The organism is Bradyrhizobium betae (assembly GCF_050632175.1).
Taxonomy (GTDB): Bacteria; Pseudomonadota; Alphaproteobacteria; order Rhizobiales; family Xanthobacteraceae; genus Bradyrhizobium; species Bradyrhizobium betae_B.
Map to the genome: position 1 here is coordinate 4,336,807 of NZ_CP192576.1, position 15,622 is coordinate 4,352,428.

Here is a 15,622-nt window from a genome sequence, read left to right on the forward strand (position 1 = left end):
CGTGCAGGCGCGGAGTTTGAGTCTTGTCTGCGTTACGCGGAACAACGGGCCACGCATGAAGCCTGCGCGTCGTATCGGGCATAGAGCCCCGATCGAGGGGTTAACGTTTCGAACGCGCGTGGTGTCCTGGCGTGCGTCGGGTGACTGTGCGGAGCAGCAGGGACAACGGCTGCGCTGCAAGGGCTGAGGACCAGGATAGTCGTGGCAGGCTGCTCAGAAGGGCGGCTGCAGGGGAGGAATGCATGGCTACAATTGAGAGCGCTGGAGCACTTTCGGGTGCTGGCGCAGGTTTCCTTGATCGCGAACGGACCATCGCGACCGCCGGCTTCAATCGCTGGCTGGTGCCGCCGGCGGCGTTGTGTATCCATCTCTGCATCGGCATGGCCTATGGCTTTTCGGTGTTCTGGCTGCCGCTGTCGCGCGCGGTCGGTCTGACCGCGCCGAAGGCGTGCGCAGACATGACGCTATTCCAGGAGCTGTTCACGACCAGCTGCGATTGGAAAGTCGCGAGCATGGGCTGGATGTACACGCTGTTCTTCGTGCTGCTCGGGGTCTCGGCTGCGATCTGGGGAGGCTGGCTCGAACGCGTCGGACCGCGCAAGGCTGGCTTCGTCTCGGCACTGTGCTGGTGCGGCGGACTCTTTCTCGGCGCGGTCGGCATCTACACGCATCAACTCTGGCTGATGTGGCTCGGCTCCGGCGTGATCGGCGGTATCGGTCTTGGCCTTGGCTACATCTCGCCGGTGTCGACGCTGGTGAAGTGGTTTCCGGACCGCCGCGGCATGGCGACCGGCATGGCCATCATGGGCTTCGGTGGCGGCGCCATGATCGGCGCGCCACTGGCGAACCTGCTGATGAACTACTTCAAGACCCCGACCTCCGTCGGAGTCTGGGAGACATTCGTCGCGATGGGCGTCATCTACTTCGTGTTCATGATGATCGGCGCGTTCCGCTATCGCATTCCGCCGGCCGGCTGGCAGCCCGAGGGCTGGACACCGCCGGTCAAGGCCAATGCGATGATCTCAAAGAACAACGTCCATCTCAACGACGCGCACAAGACGCCGCAGTTCTGGCTGATCTGGTGGGTGCTCTGCCTGAACGTGTCGGCGGGAATCGGTGTGATCGGCATGGCCTCGCCGATGCTGCAAGAGATCTTCGCAGGCAAGCTGATCGGCCTGCCTGACGTGGGCTTCAACGCGCTCGATGCCGGGCAGAAGGCGCAGATCGCGGGAATTGCCGCAGGCTTCGCCGGATTGCTTTCGCTGTTCAACATCGGCGGCCGCTTCGTCTGGGCCTCGCTGTCGGACAAGATCGGGCGCAAGAACACCTACTACACCTTCTTCATCCTCGGCATTGTGCTCTACGCCTTGGCGCCGACCTTTGCGGCGATGGGCTCGAAGCTGCTGTTCGTGCTCGGCTTTGGCATCATCCTGTCGATGTATGGCGGCGGCTTCGCGACCGTGCCGGCCTATCTTGCCGATATGTTCGGGACGCAGTTCGTCGGCGCCATCCACGGAAGGCTGCTGACGGCGTGGGCCACCGCGGGCATCATCGGCCCCGTCGTGGTGAACTACATCCGCGAGTTCCAGCTCGCGGCCGGCGTGCCGCGCGACCAGCTTTACAACACCACCATGTACATCCTGTGCGCGATGCTGATCGCGGGCCTGATCTGCAACTACTTGATCAAGCCGGTCGATCCGAAGTGGCACATGAAGGACGCCGATGTCGCCAAGCTGCAGGCGGCGAGCGCCAGTGCAGCCGCGTCGGGGCCGCACGGCTCCTACGGCATCGGATTCGGCGGGCTTGACGCCAAGGCGGCGTTGTTCTGGGCGTTTGTCGGCATTCCGTTGCTGTGGGGCATCTGGAAGACTGGGGAGAGTGCGCTCAAGATATTCTGACCCAAGTCCACAAGTGCCGCGGGATGTTAATAACCGACGTCCCGCGGCGTTCGTCCTTCAAAATAAACCAAGAATGGATCGAGGGGGATCTCATGGTTCGCACACGAATTTGTCTTGCTGCCGTGCTGCTCGTGGCTGGCCTTCATGCTGTCTCCGCGCAAACAGCGACGACTCCGGCGGCACCTGCCGCGACGACCGAAGCCAAGCCGGGCAAGATGAAGCTCACGATGCAGAAGCTGAAGGACATGAAAGCGAAATGGTCGGCCAACAAGCCGAAGCTGAAAGCCTGCCGCGCCGACGTGAAATCCAAGGGCCTCGCTGGCGACGACCGCTGGTTCTACATCGAAGACTGCATGAACAAGACCTGAGATCGGTTCCATTTGTTTTTGCGTGAAAGGGCAGGTGGTTCGGCTCCCTGCCCTAAATCGCCATAGAGACGTTCTAAATTTTCTTGCATCTGGCATACCAGAGACTAGAGTCGCGTCGATCGAGAGTTGATCTGAGGGACAGAGGCAATGCGGTTCCCCATGATCAGGCTTGGAAGTGCGCCCCGGAAGATGAGGGCGGTTCCGCTGGACTTCATCGGTTTTGAGGAGAACGCGACGTTTCCATGAGCAGCAACGACGACGTTCACAAGGTCAGGGAATTCGAACATCCGGGCGAAGGGCGCCGACGCGCCAAGGCCACGCCCAAGGGGCGGCAGGTCGACCCGACCGCGGCCCACGAGATCGCGCAGCTACTCGGCGACAAACCGCGGCGGCGCGACCTGCTGATCGAATATCTGCACCTGATCCAGGACAAGTATCACCAGATCTCGGCCGCGCATCTCGCTGCGCTCGCCGACGAGATGAAGCTCGCTTTCGCCGAGGTGTTCGAGACTGCGACCTTCTACGCGCATTTCGATGTGGTGAAGGAAGGCGAGCCAAGCATCCCGCCCCTGACGATCCGCGTCTGCGATTCCCTCACCTGTGCGATGCTGGGCGGCGAGCAACTGCTGCAGGATCTGCAGAGCAGCGCCGGTCCCGGCATTCGCGTGGTGCGCGCGCCCTGTGTCGGACTGTGCGATGCCGCGCCGGTCGCGGAAGTCGGCCACCATTTCGTGCATCAGGCGACTGCCGCCGAAGTGCTGGCTACGGCAGGGCGCGGCGACGTCCACGCGCATCTTCCTGCTTATGTCGACTACGACGCCTATGTGAAGGACGGCGGATACAAGCTACTTGCGCGGCTGCGCTCGGGGCAGATCACCCGGGACGAGATCCTCAAGCTTCTCGAGGATTCCAGCCTGCGCGGTCTCGGCGGCGCAGGCTTTCCGACGGGGCGCAAATGGCGAGCGGTGCTTGGCGAACCCGGTCCGCGGCTTATGGCGGTCAACGGCGACGAGGGCGAGCCGGGCACCTTCAAGGACCGCCTCTACCTCAACAGCGACCCGCACCGTTTTCTCGAAGGCACGCTGATCGGCGCGCATATCGTGGAGGCGTCCGACGTCTACATCTACATCCGCGACGAATATCCGGCGGCACGCGCGATCCTCGAACGCGAGATCGCAAAGTTGCCGGCGGGCGGACCGACGCTGCACATGCGTCGCGGCGCCGGCGCCTATATCTGCGGCGAGGAATCCTCGCTGCTCGAGAGCATCGAGGGCAAGCGCGGCCTGCCCCGGCACAAGCCGCCTTATCCGTTCCAGTCCGGCTTGTTCGGTCTGCCGACGCTGATCAACAACATCGAGACGCTGTGGTGGGTGCGCGACATCGTCGAGAAGGGTGCCGACTGGTGGAACAGCCACGGTCGCCATGAGCGCCACGGACTGCGCAGCTTCTCCGTGTCTGGCCGCGTGAAAAATCCCGGCATGAAGCTGGCTCCCGCCGGCATCACGGTACGCGAGCTGATCGACGAATATTGCGACGGCATGGCCGACGGCCATCAGTTCTACGCGTATCTTCCGGGCGGCGCGTCGGGGGGCATCCTGCCGGCGTCGATGGACGACATCCCGCTCGATTTCGGTACGCTGGAAAAATACGGCTGCTTCATCGGTTCCGCGGCGATCGTGATCCTGTCGCAGAAGGACAGCGTGCGCGCGGCGGCGCTGAACCTGATGAAGTTCTTCGAGGACGAGAGTTGCGGTCAGTGCACGCCGTGCCGCGTCGGAACCCAGAAGGCGGCGCTGCTGATGCAGAAGCCGGTCTGGAACCGCGCGCTTCTGGAAGAATTGAGCCAGGCGATGCGCGACGCCTCGATCTGCGGGCTCGGTCAGGCGGCATCGAATCCGCTGGCCACCGTGATCAAATATTTCCCTGACGAGTTCAAGGAAGCGGCCGAATGACCAAGGTTACGTTCGAACTCGACGGCAAGCAGGTCGAAGCCAATCCCGGCGAGACGATCTGGCAGGTCGCCAAACGTCAGGGCCGGGAAATTCCGCATCTGTGCTATTCGCCCGCGCCCGATTATCGCCCCGACGGCAATTGCCGCGCCTGCATGGTCGAGATCGAGGGTGAGCGCGTGCTGGCGGCGTCGTGCAAGCGCACGCCGTCGGTCGGCATGAAGGTGAAAACCGAGAGCGCGCGCGCCGTGTCCGCGCAAAAGATGGTGATGGAGCTGCTCGTCGCCGACCAGCCGGCGCGCGAGACCTCGCACGATCCCGACTCGAAATTCTGGCATTGGGCCGAGACGACTGGCGTCACTGAGAGCCGTTTCCCCGCCGCCGAGCGCTGGGCGACCGACGCCAGCCATCCGGCGATGCGCGTCAATCTCGATGCCTGCATCCAGTGCGGCCTCTGCGTGCGCGCCTGCCGCGAGGTTCAGGTCAACGACGTCATCGGCATGGCCTATCGCAACCACGGCTCGAAGATCGTGTTCGACTTCGACGATCCCATGGGCGAGTCCACCTGCGTCGCCTGCGGTGAATGCGTGCAGGCCTGCCCGACCGGCGCGTTGATGCCGGCCGTGATGCTCGACGAGAAGCAAACGCGTGTCACCTATGCCGACCGGAAGGTCGACTCGCTCTGCCCGTTCTGCGGCGTCGGCTGCCAGGTCACCTACGAGGTCAAGGACGAAAAGGTGATCTATGCCGAGGGCCGGGACGGTCCGGCCAATCACAATCGTCTCTGCGTCAAGGGCCGCTTCGGCTTCGACTACATCCACCATCCGCATCGGCTGACCAAGCCGCTGGTGCGGCTGCCGAATGCGAAGAAGGATTCCAACGACCAGGTCGATCCGGCTAACCCTTTCACGCATTTCCGCGAAGCGAGCTGGGAAGAAGCGCTGGACATCGCCGCAAAGGGTCTGGTCAAGATCCGCGACGAGAAGGGCGTGAAGGCGCTGGCCGGCTTCGGTTCGGCCAAGGGCTCCAATGAAGAGGCCTATCTGTTCCAGAAGCTGGTGCGGACCGGCTTCGGCTCCAACAATGTCGACCACTGCACCCGGCTGTGTCACGCCTCCTCCGTGGCGGCGCTGTTCGAGGGGCTGAGCTCGGGCGCGGTGTCGGCGCCGTTCGCTGCCGCGATGGACGCCGAGGTCATCATCGTGATCGGCGCCAACCCGACCGTGAACCATCCCGTCGCCGCGACCTTCATCAAGAACGCCGTCAAGCAGAACGGTGCAAAACTGTTCGTGATGGATCCGCGCCGGCAGACGCTGTCGCGGCACGCAACCAAGCATCTGCAGTTCAAGCCCGGCTCCGACGTCGCCATGCTGAACGCGATGATCAACACGATCATCACCGAAGGCCTGACCGACGATCAGTACATCGCCGGCTACACCGAAGGGTTCGAGGACCTCAAGGAGAAGATCAAGGAGTTCACGCCGGAGAAGATGGAGGCGATCTGCGGCATCCCGGCGCAGACCCTGCGCGAGGTCGCGCGGATCTATGCGCGCGCAAAGTCGTCGATCATCTTCTGGGGCATGGGCATCAGCCAGCATGTCCACGGTACCGACAATGCGCGCTGCCTCATTGCGCTGGCGCTGATCACCGGCCAGGTCGGCCGTCCCGGCACCGGCCTGCATCCGCTGCGCGGCCAGAACAACGTGCAAGGCGCCTCCGACGCCGGCTTGATCCCGATGTTCCTGCCGGACTATCAGCCGGTCAGCCGCGACGATTTGCGCGGGGCGTTTGAAAAGATGTGGGACCAGGATCTCGATCCCGTTCGGGGCCTGACCGTGGTCGAGATCATGAACGCGATCCACGCCGGCGAGATCAAGGGCATGTATATCGAGGGCGAGAACCCCGCGATGTCCGACCCCGATCTCCAGCATGCGCGCCAGGCGCTCGCCATGCTCGATCATCTCGTTGTGCAGGATCTCTTCGTCACCGAGACAGCGTTCCACGCCGATGTCATTTTGCCGGCCTCGGCCTTCGCGGAGAAGGAAGGCTCGTTCACCAACACCGATCGCCGCGTGCAACTGGCGCGTCAGGTCGTCAAGCCGCCGGGCGATGCGCGCCAGGATCTCTGGATCATCCAGGAGATCGGCAAGCGCATGGGGCTGCCGTGGAATTATGCCGGCCCCGGTGAGGTCTTCACCGAGATGGCGGAGCTGATGCCGTCGCTGAAGAACATCACCTGGGAGCGGCTGGTCCGCGAGGGCGCGGTCACCTATCCCGTCGACGGTCCCGACGTGCCCGGCAACGAGATCATCTTCACCACGGGCTTCCCGACCGCCAGCGGCCGCGGCAAGATCGTGCCGGCTCACGTCATCCCGCCGGACGAGATCCCCGACGCTGAATATCCGATGGTGCTGTCGACCGGTCGCGTGCTGGAGCATTGGCACACCGGCTCGATGACGCGCCGTGCCCAGGTGCTCGACCAGATCGAGCCCGAGGCGGTCGCCTTCATGTCGCCGAAGGACATGCACAGGAAGAAGCTCGCGCCCGGCGATTTCATCCGGCTCGAGACCCGCCGCGGCGCGGTGGAGGTCAAGGTCCGCTCCGACCGCGACGTGCCGGAGAATATGGTGTTCATGCCGTTCTGCTACGCGGAGGCGGCGGCGAACCTGCTCACGAACCCGGCGCTCGATCCATTCGGCAAAATCCCGGAATTCAAGTTCTGCGCGGCAAGGGCCGAGCGCGCGGAGATGCGGGACGCGGCGGAGTAGCACTCCGTCGTCATTGCGAGCGAAGCGAAGCAATCCAGACTGTTTCCTCGGTGGGATTCTGGATTGCTTCGTCGCTTCGCTCCTCGCAATGACGGTGATAGATGTGACATATGTCCAAGGTCACCCCCGCCACGCGCGCGCTCGAAGCGGCCGGAGTTGCGTTCTCCGTCCAAACATACGACTACGACCCTGATGCCGAGAGCATCGGGCTCCAGGCGGCAGCCGCGCTCGGCGAGGACCCGGCGCGCGTTCTGAAGACGCTGATGGCGCTGGTGGACGGCAAGCCGGTCTGCGTCGTCGTTCCGTCGGACCAGGAAGTCTCGATGAAGAAGCTCGCCGCTGCCTCCGGCGGGAAGTCCGCACAGATGATGAAGCCGCCCGAAGCCGAGCGCGTCACCGGCTACAAGGTTGGCGGCATCAGCCCGTTCGGGCAGCGCAAGCTTGTGCGCACGGTGATCGAGCAGAGCGCGCTCGCGCATGACCGGGTCTTTCTCAACGGTGGCCAGCGCGGCTTGCAGGTGCGGCTCAAGCCCACCGACGTGCGGGATGTCCTGAAAGCGGTCGTGGCGGATGTGCTCGCCTGAAGAAGCTTGATGGTGAGGTTGCGATTGTCTCGATCGCGCTCTCGGTGCCCGGTCTGACGATCGGCTGATTTCCTAGCCAAGTCACTCAGATCGGCAAGCGCGGTGCGTCCGTCGCTCGATCCCTCGAACATCGGCCCGTGCCTACCGCCGTCGCACCGTACCACAACATCGGTCGGGACTTGAGTTCACGCACAGGGTCTGTATAGAACCAGCATAGAAATAGAATAATGTTCTGTCTAGCAGAACAAGAAAGTCAAAGGGAAGAAACGATGGAGCACCAGCGCGTCCACCCAGACGCCGATCCGCCGGTGACGTACACACAAGAGGCGATCTTCGAAGGCTTCAAGGCCATCCCGGAACTGCTGGCGCGCGACACGGCGCTGACAGCGCGCGGCCGCTGGCTCGACGTCGATTGCCTGCTCGGGCCGACCACGCAGCCGTTTCATGTCGCGATCCGCGCCGGGCAGATAGTCGACATGACGCCTGCGCCGGTCCTGATGCGATCCTGGCGTTTCGCCTATCGCGCGACGCCGGCCGCGTTCCCCGCCTATTGGCAGGCAATGCCGCCGGCCGGCTGGCATGACGTTCTGGCGTTGACCAAGCGCGGGCAGGCGAGCCTCGAAGGCGATCTGCATCCCTTCATGGCGCATCTGCAATACTTCAAGGATTTGCTCGCCTTGCCCCGCCAAAGCGGCTTCGGGGGCGCCTCATGAGCGGCTTCATCGAACCGATCCTCGGCCGCTACGTGCATGTCGAGATCGGCGGCGAGATCAACCGGATCTACTTCGAGGAGAATGGCAGCGGCATTCCGCTGGTCTGCCTGCACACGGCGGGTTCCGACGCCCGGCAGTGGCGCCATCTGCTCGCGGACGAGGAGTTCACAAAAACTTCCGCGTCATCGCCTTCGACATGCCTTGGCACGGCAAGTCCAACCCGCCCGATAGCCAGTATGGCAGCGAATACAGGCTCACCACCGCGAGTTACACGGCGGCCATCCGGGCCTTCTGCAAGGCGCTCAAGCTGGATCGGCCGGTGGTGATGGGCTGCTCGATCGGTGGCCGCATCGTGCTCAATCTTGCGATCGAACACGCCCACGAATTCCGAGCGCTGATCGGGCTCGAGGCCGCTGACTTCCAGCAGCCCTGGTATGACACGAACTGGCTCAACCGACCCGACGTCCATGGCGGCGAAGTCTGTGCCGCGCTGGTGTCGGGCCTGATAGCACTCAATGGTCCCGAAGCTGCGCGCAACGAAACGCTATGGGGCTACAAGCAGGGCGGACCCGGCATCTTCAAGGGCGACCTCTATTTCTACCGGGTCGATGGCGATCTGCGCGGACGCACTAGCGCCATCGATGTCGACCAGTGCCCGCTCTATCTCCTGACCGGCGAATACGATTTCTCCTGCACGCCGGAGGATACGCTGCGGACCGCGGCCGGCATCCCCGGCGCGAAGGCGACCGTGATGGAGCGGCTCGGCCATTTTCCGATGAGTGAGAACCCGGCCCAGTTCCGCCGCTACATCGCGCCGGTGCTGCAAGACATCCTCGACAAGCAAAATTCGTAAAAGGGAGGCGTATGTTATGAAGTTGCGTTGGATTTTGGCGGCCGTCGTTGCCGCACAAGCGGGCGTCGCATTCGCGGCCGACAATGTGATCAGGATCGGGGTGCTCAACGACCAGTCCGGCGTGTTCGCCGACAATGGCGGGCGCGGCTCGGTCGCAGCCGCAAAGCTCGCCGCCGAGGATTTCGGCAACGAACTGCTCGGCAAGAAGATCGAGATCGTCTCGGCCGACCACCAGAACAAGCCGGATATCGCATCCGCCACCGCGCGAAAATGGTTCGACAATGAAGGCGTCGACATGATCGCGGATGGTGCGGCGTCTTCCGCCGGCTTCGCCATCCTCGAAGTCGCCAAGCAGAAGAACAAGATCTTCGTGATCTCGGGGCCCGGATCGTCCGATTTCACCGGAAAATCCTGCTCGCCAGTCAGCTTTCACTTCAACTACGACACCTATGCGCTGTCAAAGCTCACCAGCGACGCGATCACGCGCGCCGGCGGCAAGAGCTGGTACTTTGTGACAGCCGACTACGCGTTCGGCCACGCGCTCCAGCGTGACGCCACGAAATTCATCGAAGCGGCGGGTGGCAAGGTGATCGGCTCGGCCGCGCATCCGCTCGGCACCGCCGACTTCGCCTCGTTCCTGTTGCAGGCCCAGGGATCGAAGGCCGACGTGGTCGGGCTTGCGACGTCGGGGGCGGACGTGCAGACCGCGATCAAGCAGGCCGGCGAGTTCGGTGTCGTCGAAGGCGGGCAGAAGCTTGCCGGTCTCCTCGTCTTCATCACAGATGTCGATCTCGCTCGGATTGAAGGTCACGCAAGGCCTGCAGGTGACGACCTCATTCTATTGGGATCTCAGCGAGCAGACCCGCGCCTGGTCGAAGCGCTATGCGGCACTGATGAACGGCAAGGTCGCGAGCATGGTGCAGGCTGGCGTCTATAGCGGCGTCCATCACTATCTCGCCGCCGTGAAGGCCGCGGGTACGACCGATGCAACCGTCGTTGCCGCAAAAATGCACGAGATGAAAGTCAATGACGCCTACAACAAGGACGTTACGATCCGTACCGACGGGCGCGTGCTGCACACGATGTACCTGGTGCAGGTGAAGAAGCCGGAGGAGTCCAAATACAAGTATGACTACTACAAGGTCGTCAGCTCCAAGCCAGGCGAGGATGTGTTCCGGCCGATGAGCGAAGGCGGTTGTCCGCTTGTGAAGTAAACAGCGTCGACCGGGCGGGCACGCGCGCCCGTCCGGCGGCGAGATTTTTCGAGGAGAATACGGAATGTCTGGTGTGATCGGGTTCATCGGTCTCGGCGTCATGGGCGAGCCGATCTGCCGCAATCTCTTGCGCAAGAGCGGACGGGCGATGCTTGCGTTCGATCTCGCCGCGGAGCCCTTGGCGCGGATCGTGGCCGATGGTGCGACGGCGGCGAAGTCGGTTGAAGATCTGGTCGGCGGCAGCGAAACAATTTTCCTGTGCCTGCCCAGCGCCAAACACGTGATGTCGGTATTCTCGGGCATCCTGCCGGCGATCAGGAGCGGCCAGACCGTGATCGATCTCGGCACCTCCGACGTCGGCCTGACGCGGTCCTTCGCCAAGCAGCTCGCGGACAAGGGCGCGCTCTGGATCGATGCGCCGATCGCGCGCACCCGTCAGGCAGCGCAGGACGGCACGCTCAGCGTCATGGTCGGCGCCACGCCTGAGCAATTTTCGAAGGTGGAGCCGCTGATCCGGCATTTCGCCACCGACGTCACCCTTTGCGGCGGCACCGGGGCGGGGCAGGTGACGAAAATCCTCAACAACATGGTGCTGTTCGAGACGGTGAACGCGCTGGCCGAGGCCGTCGCGATCGCCAAGCACAGCGGCGTCGAGCCGAAGCTGTTGCTGGAGACGCTGTCCAAGGGCTCGGCGGACAGTTTTGCTCTCCGCAACCACGGCATGAAGGCGATCGTCGCCCAGCAGTTTCCGCTGCGTGCCTTCTCGACCGAATATGCAATGAAGGATCTGTCCTACGCACTGGAGCTGGGTGCCCAAGCCGGGCTGAATTTGCGCGGCGCAGCGCTGATGCGCGAGATTTTCGAGGAGACGATCGACAAGGGCATGGGCGACGCGTACTTTCCGATCATCGCCAAACTGATCGATCCCTCCGGATTCCCAGAGTAGGAGACTGAATGCCTTCGCCCGGTGTCGCCGCCGTCGATCGTGCTTTGACCATCCTCGCGGCCTTCGAGGATGCGCCGGAGCCGATGACGCTGGCCGAGCTCGCGCGTCGAACCAAGATGTACAAGAGCACGCTGCTGCGGCTGATGACCTCGCTCCAGGAGTTCGGCTATCTCGTTCAGTTCGCCGACGGCCGTTACCATCTCGGCCCGACGCCGTTCCGGCTCGGCGCGATCTACCAGCGCGGCAACAATTTGCATGATCGCGTCATGCCGCTGCTGCGCCAGCTCGTGGCCGACGGGACCGAAAGCCCGTCGTACCACGTGCGGCACGACGCCAGGCGCAGGCTCTGTGTCTTTCGCGTCGATTCCCAGCATTCGACGCTCGACCGGGTCGAGGCGGGCGCTCTGCTGCCGCTCGACCGGGGAGCCGCAGGCCGGGTCATTCTGGCCTTCGACGGCGAAAAGGGCGAGGCCTATGACGAGATCCGCGAGGGGGCATCGCCGTGTCGTTCGGCGAGCGCGATCCGGATTGCGCCGGGCTGGCCTGTCCAGTGTTCGGTCCCGGCGGAAAATGTGTTGGTGCGCTGTCGCTCTCGGGGCCGAAGCCGCGCTTCACGCGCGACACGATCAAGACGATGACATCGCGGCTGCTGAAGGCGGCCATCCGCCTGACGCGTGCGCTGGGCGGGCCGACCGACCTGCTCGACGCTGCCCTCGCAGCCTCGGTCGATGATGCGCTTCCTGCGCGGCGGGCGCGGCGATAGGCGGTCTACTGCTTCTGCAGCAGCTTCAGCCGGCAGCGCAGCGCTTCGCGGATATGCGCGCGCGCGAGTTGTTCGGCCTTGTCGCCATCGTGCGCGGCGATGGCGTCGATGATGGCCTCATGCTCGCCATGGCTGGTAGAGGGGCGACCGGTCACGGTGAAGGTGGTCGGGCCGAGCAGGGCGATCCAATCCTGTAATTCGCGAGAGGCGTTGTCGAGATAGCGGTTGCGCGCCGCGCGGCAGATGGCCTCGTGGAAGACGCGGTTGAGCCTCGCCATCTCGGCCGCATCGGTCTCTGAGGCCTCGACAAAAGTCTGCTCGATATCCCTGAACGCGTCGATCTCCGTTGCCGAGGCGTGTTCGGCGGCGAGGCGCGCAGCGGCGCCCTCCATGATTTCGCGCATGGCGTAAAGCTCGAGCACCTCGGAAATATCGAGGTTGCGCACGATCACCCCGCGGCCACCGGCGGGCTCCACGAAGCCGCGGGCCGCGAGCCGGCCCAAGGCTTCTCGAACCGGCGTGCGGCTGACCTTCAGCCGCTGCGCGACCTCTTCCTCGCGCAGGCGGTCGCCGGCGCGGTAACTGCCGGCCTGAAGCGCCTCGCAGAGGGAGCGGAACACTGCTTCTCCCAGCGCCACGCCGCCGCCACGTGCGATCGATCCGCCTGCCTTTGCCGGGCGTCTGGCCATGCGTCCTCTTGGGCTGCCAAGTGCATCCTGCCCATGCACAGATTGCTGCTTGCGCGAGATCTGTATATCTTTGTATACAAACGTGCGCAATGGCGGTCCGGTTGACCGGGGCTGTCGGCGGGCAGAATGTCTCTAACTTCGTCGCAGCGGGCAGACGGCATGAGCGGCAAATACGACGTGCTGGTGATCGGCGGCGGGAACGCGGCGTTGTGCGCGGCGATTTCGGCGCGCCGCGGCGGCGCCTCGGTTCTCGTGCTCGAAGGCGCGCCGAAGTTCTATCGTGGCGGCAACACCCGCCATACCCGCAACATGCGCTGCGCCCACGACGCCGCGACCGAAATCCTGACCGGCCCCTATACCGAGGAGGAGTTTTGGGAGGATCTGCTGCGCGTCACTGGCGGGCAAACCGACGAAGTGCTCGCCCGCCACATGATCCGGGAGTCCAAGGACATCCTGAACTGGATAGTGGAGCAGGGCGTGCGTTGGCAGCCCTCGCTCGGGGGCACACTCAGCCTCGGCCGCACCAACTCCTTCTTCCTCGGCGGTGGCCGCGCGATGCTGAACGCGCTCTATCTGACCGCAGAGCAGCTCGGCGTTGACGTTGAGTACGACGCCGAGGTCACGGATCTCGTGATCGAAGACGGCATGTTCCTCGCCGCGCGCCTCAAGCGGCCGATCAAGGGTGAGACCGAAATCCGTGCGACCTCGCTGGTCGCCGCGGCCGGGGGTTCGAGGCGAACATCGAATGGCTGAAGCAATATTGGGGAGAGGCCGCCGACAATTTCCTGATCCGCGGCACGCCCTATAACCGCGGCTCGATCCTGAAAATGTTGCTCGACAAGGGTGTGCAGGAGGTCGGCGACCCCACGCAGTGCCATGCGGTGGCGATCGACGCTCGCGCGCCGAAATTCGACGGCGGCATCATCACGCGGCACGACTCGGTCGTGTTCGGTATCGTCGTCAACAAGCACTCCCAGCGCTTCTATGACGAGGGCGAGGACATCTGGCCGAAGCGCTACGCGATCTGGGGCCGGCTGGTCGCCGCGCAGCCCGATCAGATCGCCTACATCATCTTCGATTCCACCGTCGTCACCAGCTTCATGCCGACGCTGTTCCCGCCGATCGCCGGGCAGACGATTGCCGAACTCGCCGGCAAGCTCGAGCTCGACCCGGTTGCGCTGGAAAAGACCATCACCGAATTCAACGCCGCCGTGCGGCCGGGCACTTTCGACCACACCATTCTCGATGACTGCCGTACCGAAGGCGTCACGCCGGCCAAGACCCACTGGGCGCGGCGAATCGAGACGCCGCCCTATCTCGCTTATCCGGTGCGGCCCGGCATCACCTTCACCTATCTCGGCACGCGCGTGAACAAGGAATCGCGCATGCTGATGGCTGACGGCAGGCCGTCGGCCAACATGTTCGCAGCCGGCGAGATCATGGCGGGCAACGTGCTCGGCAAGGGTTATGCGGCCGGCATGGGCATGACCATCGGCAGCGTGTTCGGGCGGATCGCAGGACGGGAAGCGGCGAAACATGCACGGAACTAGGATTCTGGACGAAGCCGACCGTCTGATGACCGTCTGCAATTCCTGCCGCTACTGCGAGGGATTGTGTGCGGTGTTTCCGGCCATGGAGATGCGCCGCGCCTTCTCCGACGGCGACCTCAATTATCTCGCCAATCTCTGCCATTCCTGTGGCGCCTGCTACGTCGACTGCCAATTCTCGCCGCCGCACGAATTCAACGTCAACGTCCCGCAGACGCTGGCCATCGCCCGCGCCGAGTCCTACGCGGCCTATGCCTGGCCGCGGGCGCTCTCAGGCGCATTCGCGCGCAACGGCCTTGTCATCAGCGTCATCGCCGCGCTCAGCATGGCGGCCTTCATCCTCGGCTTTGCCGCCTTGAACGACCGCGCTGTGCTGTTTGGCGTGCATACCGGCCCCGGTGCGTTCTACAGGCTGATGCCGCATAACGCGATGGCTGCCTTGTTCAGCGCAGCCTTCCTTTACGCGATCCTCGCGCTGGTCATGAGCGTGCGGGCGTTCTGGCGCGATATCGGCACCCCGATCGGCGGCCGCGCCGACGGTGGCTCGATCTTTCAGGCGATTCGAGATGCCGGCGAGCTACGCTATCTCCACGGCCGGGGCGTCGGCTGCTACAACGAGGACGAGAAGCCGACCGACCGGCGCAAGCTGTATCATCACCTGACGTTCTACGGCTTCCTGCTGTGCTTCGCCGCGACCTCCGTCGCCACGCTGTATCACTATCTGCTCGCCCGCGAGGCGCCCTATCCCTGGTGGGACCTGCCCGTTGTGTTGGGTACGCTCGGCGGCATTGGCCTTATCGTCGGCCCGACCGGCCTGTTCATCGCAAAGTCACGCCGCGCGCCGGAACTGCTCGACCAGCAGCGCTACGGCATGGATGTCGGCTTCATCGCCATGCTGTTCCTGACCGGTCTCACCGGCATGCTGCTTCTGATCCTGCGCGAGACCGCGGCCATGGGGCCGTTGCTGGCGCTGCATCTCGGCGCCGTATTCGCGCTGTTCATCACCATGCCCTATGGCAAGTTCGTCCACGGCATCTATCGCTTCGCGGCGCTGGTACGTTACGCGCAGGAACGGCGGGGCGAAGCCGGCTCTTGAGGGGCGTGCGGGGCTGACGTATCTCTTGGGCCGTTCGCGCGATGAGCGAATCGCTTGAGGACCCCGCGCTCATGTACATGTTTCTGCCTTTTCTGCTGGCGCTCGCAGGCTGCGGCTGCGTCTGGCTTTCTCGCGCGGGGCTGAGCTACGCGCTCTGGAGCGTAACGATCGTCGTCACGGTCGCATGGTTCTTCCACCACGCTACCGATTCCCTGAAGTTCTCGTTCTGACAGC

Annotated in this window: 12 protein-coding genes and 3 pseudogenes; 14 read left to right on the plus strand and 1 reads right to left on the minus strand. The window is 64.0% G+C overall.

From position 1 onward, the window contains the following. Positions 1–242: 242 nt before the first annotated feature. The 11 genes and pseudogenes from ACQ86E_RS20910 to ACQ86E_RS20960 all read left to right on the plus strand — a co-directional run bounded on the left by ACQ86E_RS20910 (position 243) and on the right by ACQ86E_RS20960 (position 12,056). Positions 243–1,898: an OFA family MFS transporter gene (locus tag ACQ86E_RS20910; RefSeq protein WP_431201593.1), complete on the plus strand. Its 1,656-nt coding sequence runs from the start codon at positions 243–245 to the stop codon at positions 1,896–1,898. Positions 1,899–1,990: 92 nt separating this feature from the next. Then, positions 1,991–2,266, plus strand: coding sequence for a hypothetical protein (locus tag ACQ86E_RS20915; RefSeq protein WP_431201594.1), 276 nt, complete (start codon positions 1,991–1,993; stop codon positions 2,264–2,266). A 242-nt stretch (positions 2,267–2,508) separates the two neighbouring features. After that, positions 2,509–4,218, plus strand: a complete 1,710-nt coding sequence (locus ACQ86E_RS20920) for an NADH-ubiquinone oxidoreductase-F iron-sulfur binding region domain-containing protein (protein WP_431201595.1) — start codon at positions 2,509–2,511, stop codon at positions 4,216–4,218. Beyond that, positions 4,215–6,983, plus strand: coding sequence for a formate dehydrogenase subunit alpha (gene fdhF / locus ACQ86E_RS20925; protein ID WP_431201596.1), 2,769 nt, complete (start codon positions 4,215–4,217; stop codon positions 6,981–6,983). Before ACQ86E_RS20920 ends, fdhF begins: the two co-directional genes overlap by 4 nt. A 110-nt stretch (positions 6,984–7,093) precedes the next feature. Beyond that, positions 7,094–7,567 carry a Cys-tRNA(Pro) deacylase gene (gene ybaK, locus ACQ86E_RS20930; RefSeq protein ID WP_431201597.1) on the plus strand — a complete coding sequence of 158 codons (474 nt, stop codon included), beginning with the start codon at positions 7,094–7,096 and terminating at the stop codon, positions 7,565–7,567. Positions 7,568–7,875: 308 nt separating this feature from the next. Next, positions 7,876–8,280: a hypothetical protein gene (locus ACQ86E_RS20935; RefSeq protein ID WP_431201598.1), complete on the plus strand. Its 405-nt coding sequence runs from the start codon at positions 7,876–7,878 to the stop codon at positions 8,278–8,280. Then, positions 8,277–9,133 (plus strand): annotated as a pseudogene (locus ACQ86E_RS20940) (alpha/beta fold hydrolase). Before ACQ86E_RS20935 ends, ACQ86E_RS20940 begins: the two are co-directional and overlap by 4 nt. A 16-nt stretch (positions 9,134–9,149) precedes the next feature. Beyond that, positions 9,150–10,347 (plus strand): annotated as a pseudogene (locus ACQ86E_RS20945) (ABC transporter substrate-binding protein). A gap of 64 nt (positions 10,348–10,411) precedes the next feature. Then, positions 10,412–11,293, plus strand: a complete 882-nt coding sequence (locus ACQ86E_RS20950) for an NAD(P)-dependent oxidoreductase (protein ID WP_431201599.1) — start codon at positions 10,412–10,414, stop codon at positions 11,291–11,293. 8 nt (positions 11,294–11,301) lie between these two features. Beyond that, positions 11,302–11,931 (plus strand): IclR family transcriptional regulator, encoded by a 630-nt coding sequence (locus ACQ86E_RS20955; RefSeq protein WP_431201600.1) that lies wholly within the window; start codon positions 11,302–11,304, stop codon positions 11,929–11,931. Further along, positions 11,844–12,056 (plus strand): hypothetical protein, encoded by a 213-nt coding sequence (locus ACQ86E_RS20960; RefSeq protein ID WP_431201601.1) that lies wholly within the window; start codon positions 11,844–11,846, stop codon positions 12,054–12,056. The genes ACQ86E_RS20955 and ACQ86E_RS20960 overlap by 88 nt, the downstream gene beginning before the upstream one ends. A gap of 5 nt (positions 12,057–12,061) precedes the next feature. On the opposite strand, the gene ACQ86E_RS20965 is transcribed toward ACQ86E_RS20960, so the two are convergent. After that, entirely contained in the window at positions 12,062–12,745 is a 684-nt protein-coding gene (locus ACQ86E_RS20965; RefSeq protein WP_431206524.1) for a GntR family transcriptional regulator, read from the minus strand. A gap of 159 nt (positions 12,746–12,904) precedes the next feature. Here ACQ86E_RS20965 and tcuA point away from each other — a divergent pair. The 3 genes and pseudogenes from tcuA (at position 12,905) to ACQ86E_RS20980 (ending at position 15,618) form a co-directional block, all read left to right on the plus strand. Further along, positions 12,905–14,295: pseudogene (tcuA, locus tag ACQ86E_RS20970) on the plus strand (FAD-dependent tricarballylate dehydrogenase TcuA). Then, positions 14,282–15,388: a tricarballylate utilization 4Fe-4S protein TcuB gene (gene tcuB / locus ACQ86E_RS20975; protein WP_431201602.1), complete on the plus strand. Its 1,107-nt coding sequence runs from the start codon at positions 14,282–14,284 to the stop codon at positions 15,386–15,388. The pseudogene tcuA and the gene tcuB overlap by 14 nt, the downstream one beginning before the upstream one ends. A 71-nt stretch (positions 15,389–15,459) precedes the next feature. Continuing rightward, positions 15,460–15,618 carry a DUF5993 family protein gene (locus tag ACQ86E_RS20980; protein ID WP_431201603.1) on the plus strand — a complete coding sequence of 53 codons (159 nt, stop codon included), beginning with the start codon at positions 15,460–15,462 and terminating at the stop codon, positions 15,616–15,618. The last annotated feature ends 4 nt before the right edge of the window (positions 15,619–15,622 follow it).

Bases quoted from the DNA above. Each gene is read 5' to 3' on its own strand.
- ACQ86E_RS20910 (WP_431201593.1), top strand. From the start codon at position 243: ATGGCTACAATTGAGAGCGCTGGAGCACTTTCGGGTGCTGGCGCAGGT.
- ACQ86E_RS20915 (WP_431201594.1), top strand. From the start codon at position 1,991: ATGGTTCGCACACGAATTTGTCTTGCTGCCGTGCTGCTCGTGGCTGGC.
- ACQ86E_RS20920 (WP_431201595.1), top strand. From the start codon at position 2,509: ATGAGCAGCAACGACGACGTTCACAAGGTCAGGGAATTCGAACATCCG.
- fdhF (WP_431201596.1), top strand. From the start codon at position 4,215: ATGACCAAGGTTACGTTCGAACTCGACGGCAAGCAGGTCGAAGCCAAT.
- ybaK (WP_431201597.1), top strand. From the start codon at position 7,094: ATGTCCAAGGTCACCCCCGCCACGCGCGCGCTCGAAGCGGCCGGAGTT.
- ACQ86E_RS20950 (WP_431201599.1), top strand. From the start codon at position 10,412: ATGTCTGGTGTGATCGGGTTCATCGGTCTCGGCGTCATGGGCGAGCCG.
- ACQ86E_RS20955 (WP_431201600.1), top strand. From the start codon at position 11,302: ATGCCTTCGCCCGGTGTCGCCGCCGTCGATCGTGCTTTGACCATCCTC.
- ACQ86E_RS20965 (WP_431206524.1), bottom strand. From the start codon at position 12,745: ATGGCCAGACGCCCGGCAAAGGCAGGCGGATCGATCGCACGTGGCGGC.
- tcuB (WP_431201602.1), top strand. From the start codon at position 14,282: ATGCACGGAACTAGGATTCTGGACGAAGCCGACCGTCTGATGACCGTC.
- ACQ86E_RS20980 (WP_431201603.1), top strand. From the start codon at position 15,460: ATGTACATGTTTCTGCCTTTTCTGCTGGCGCTCGCAGGCTGCGGCTGC.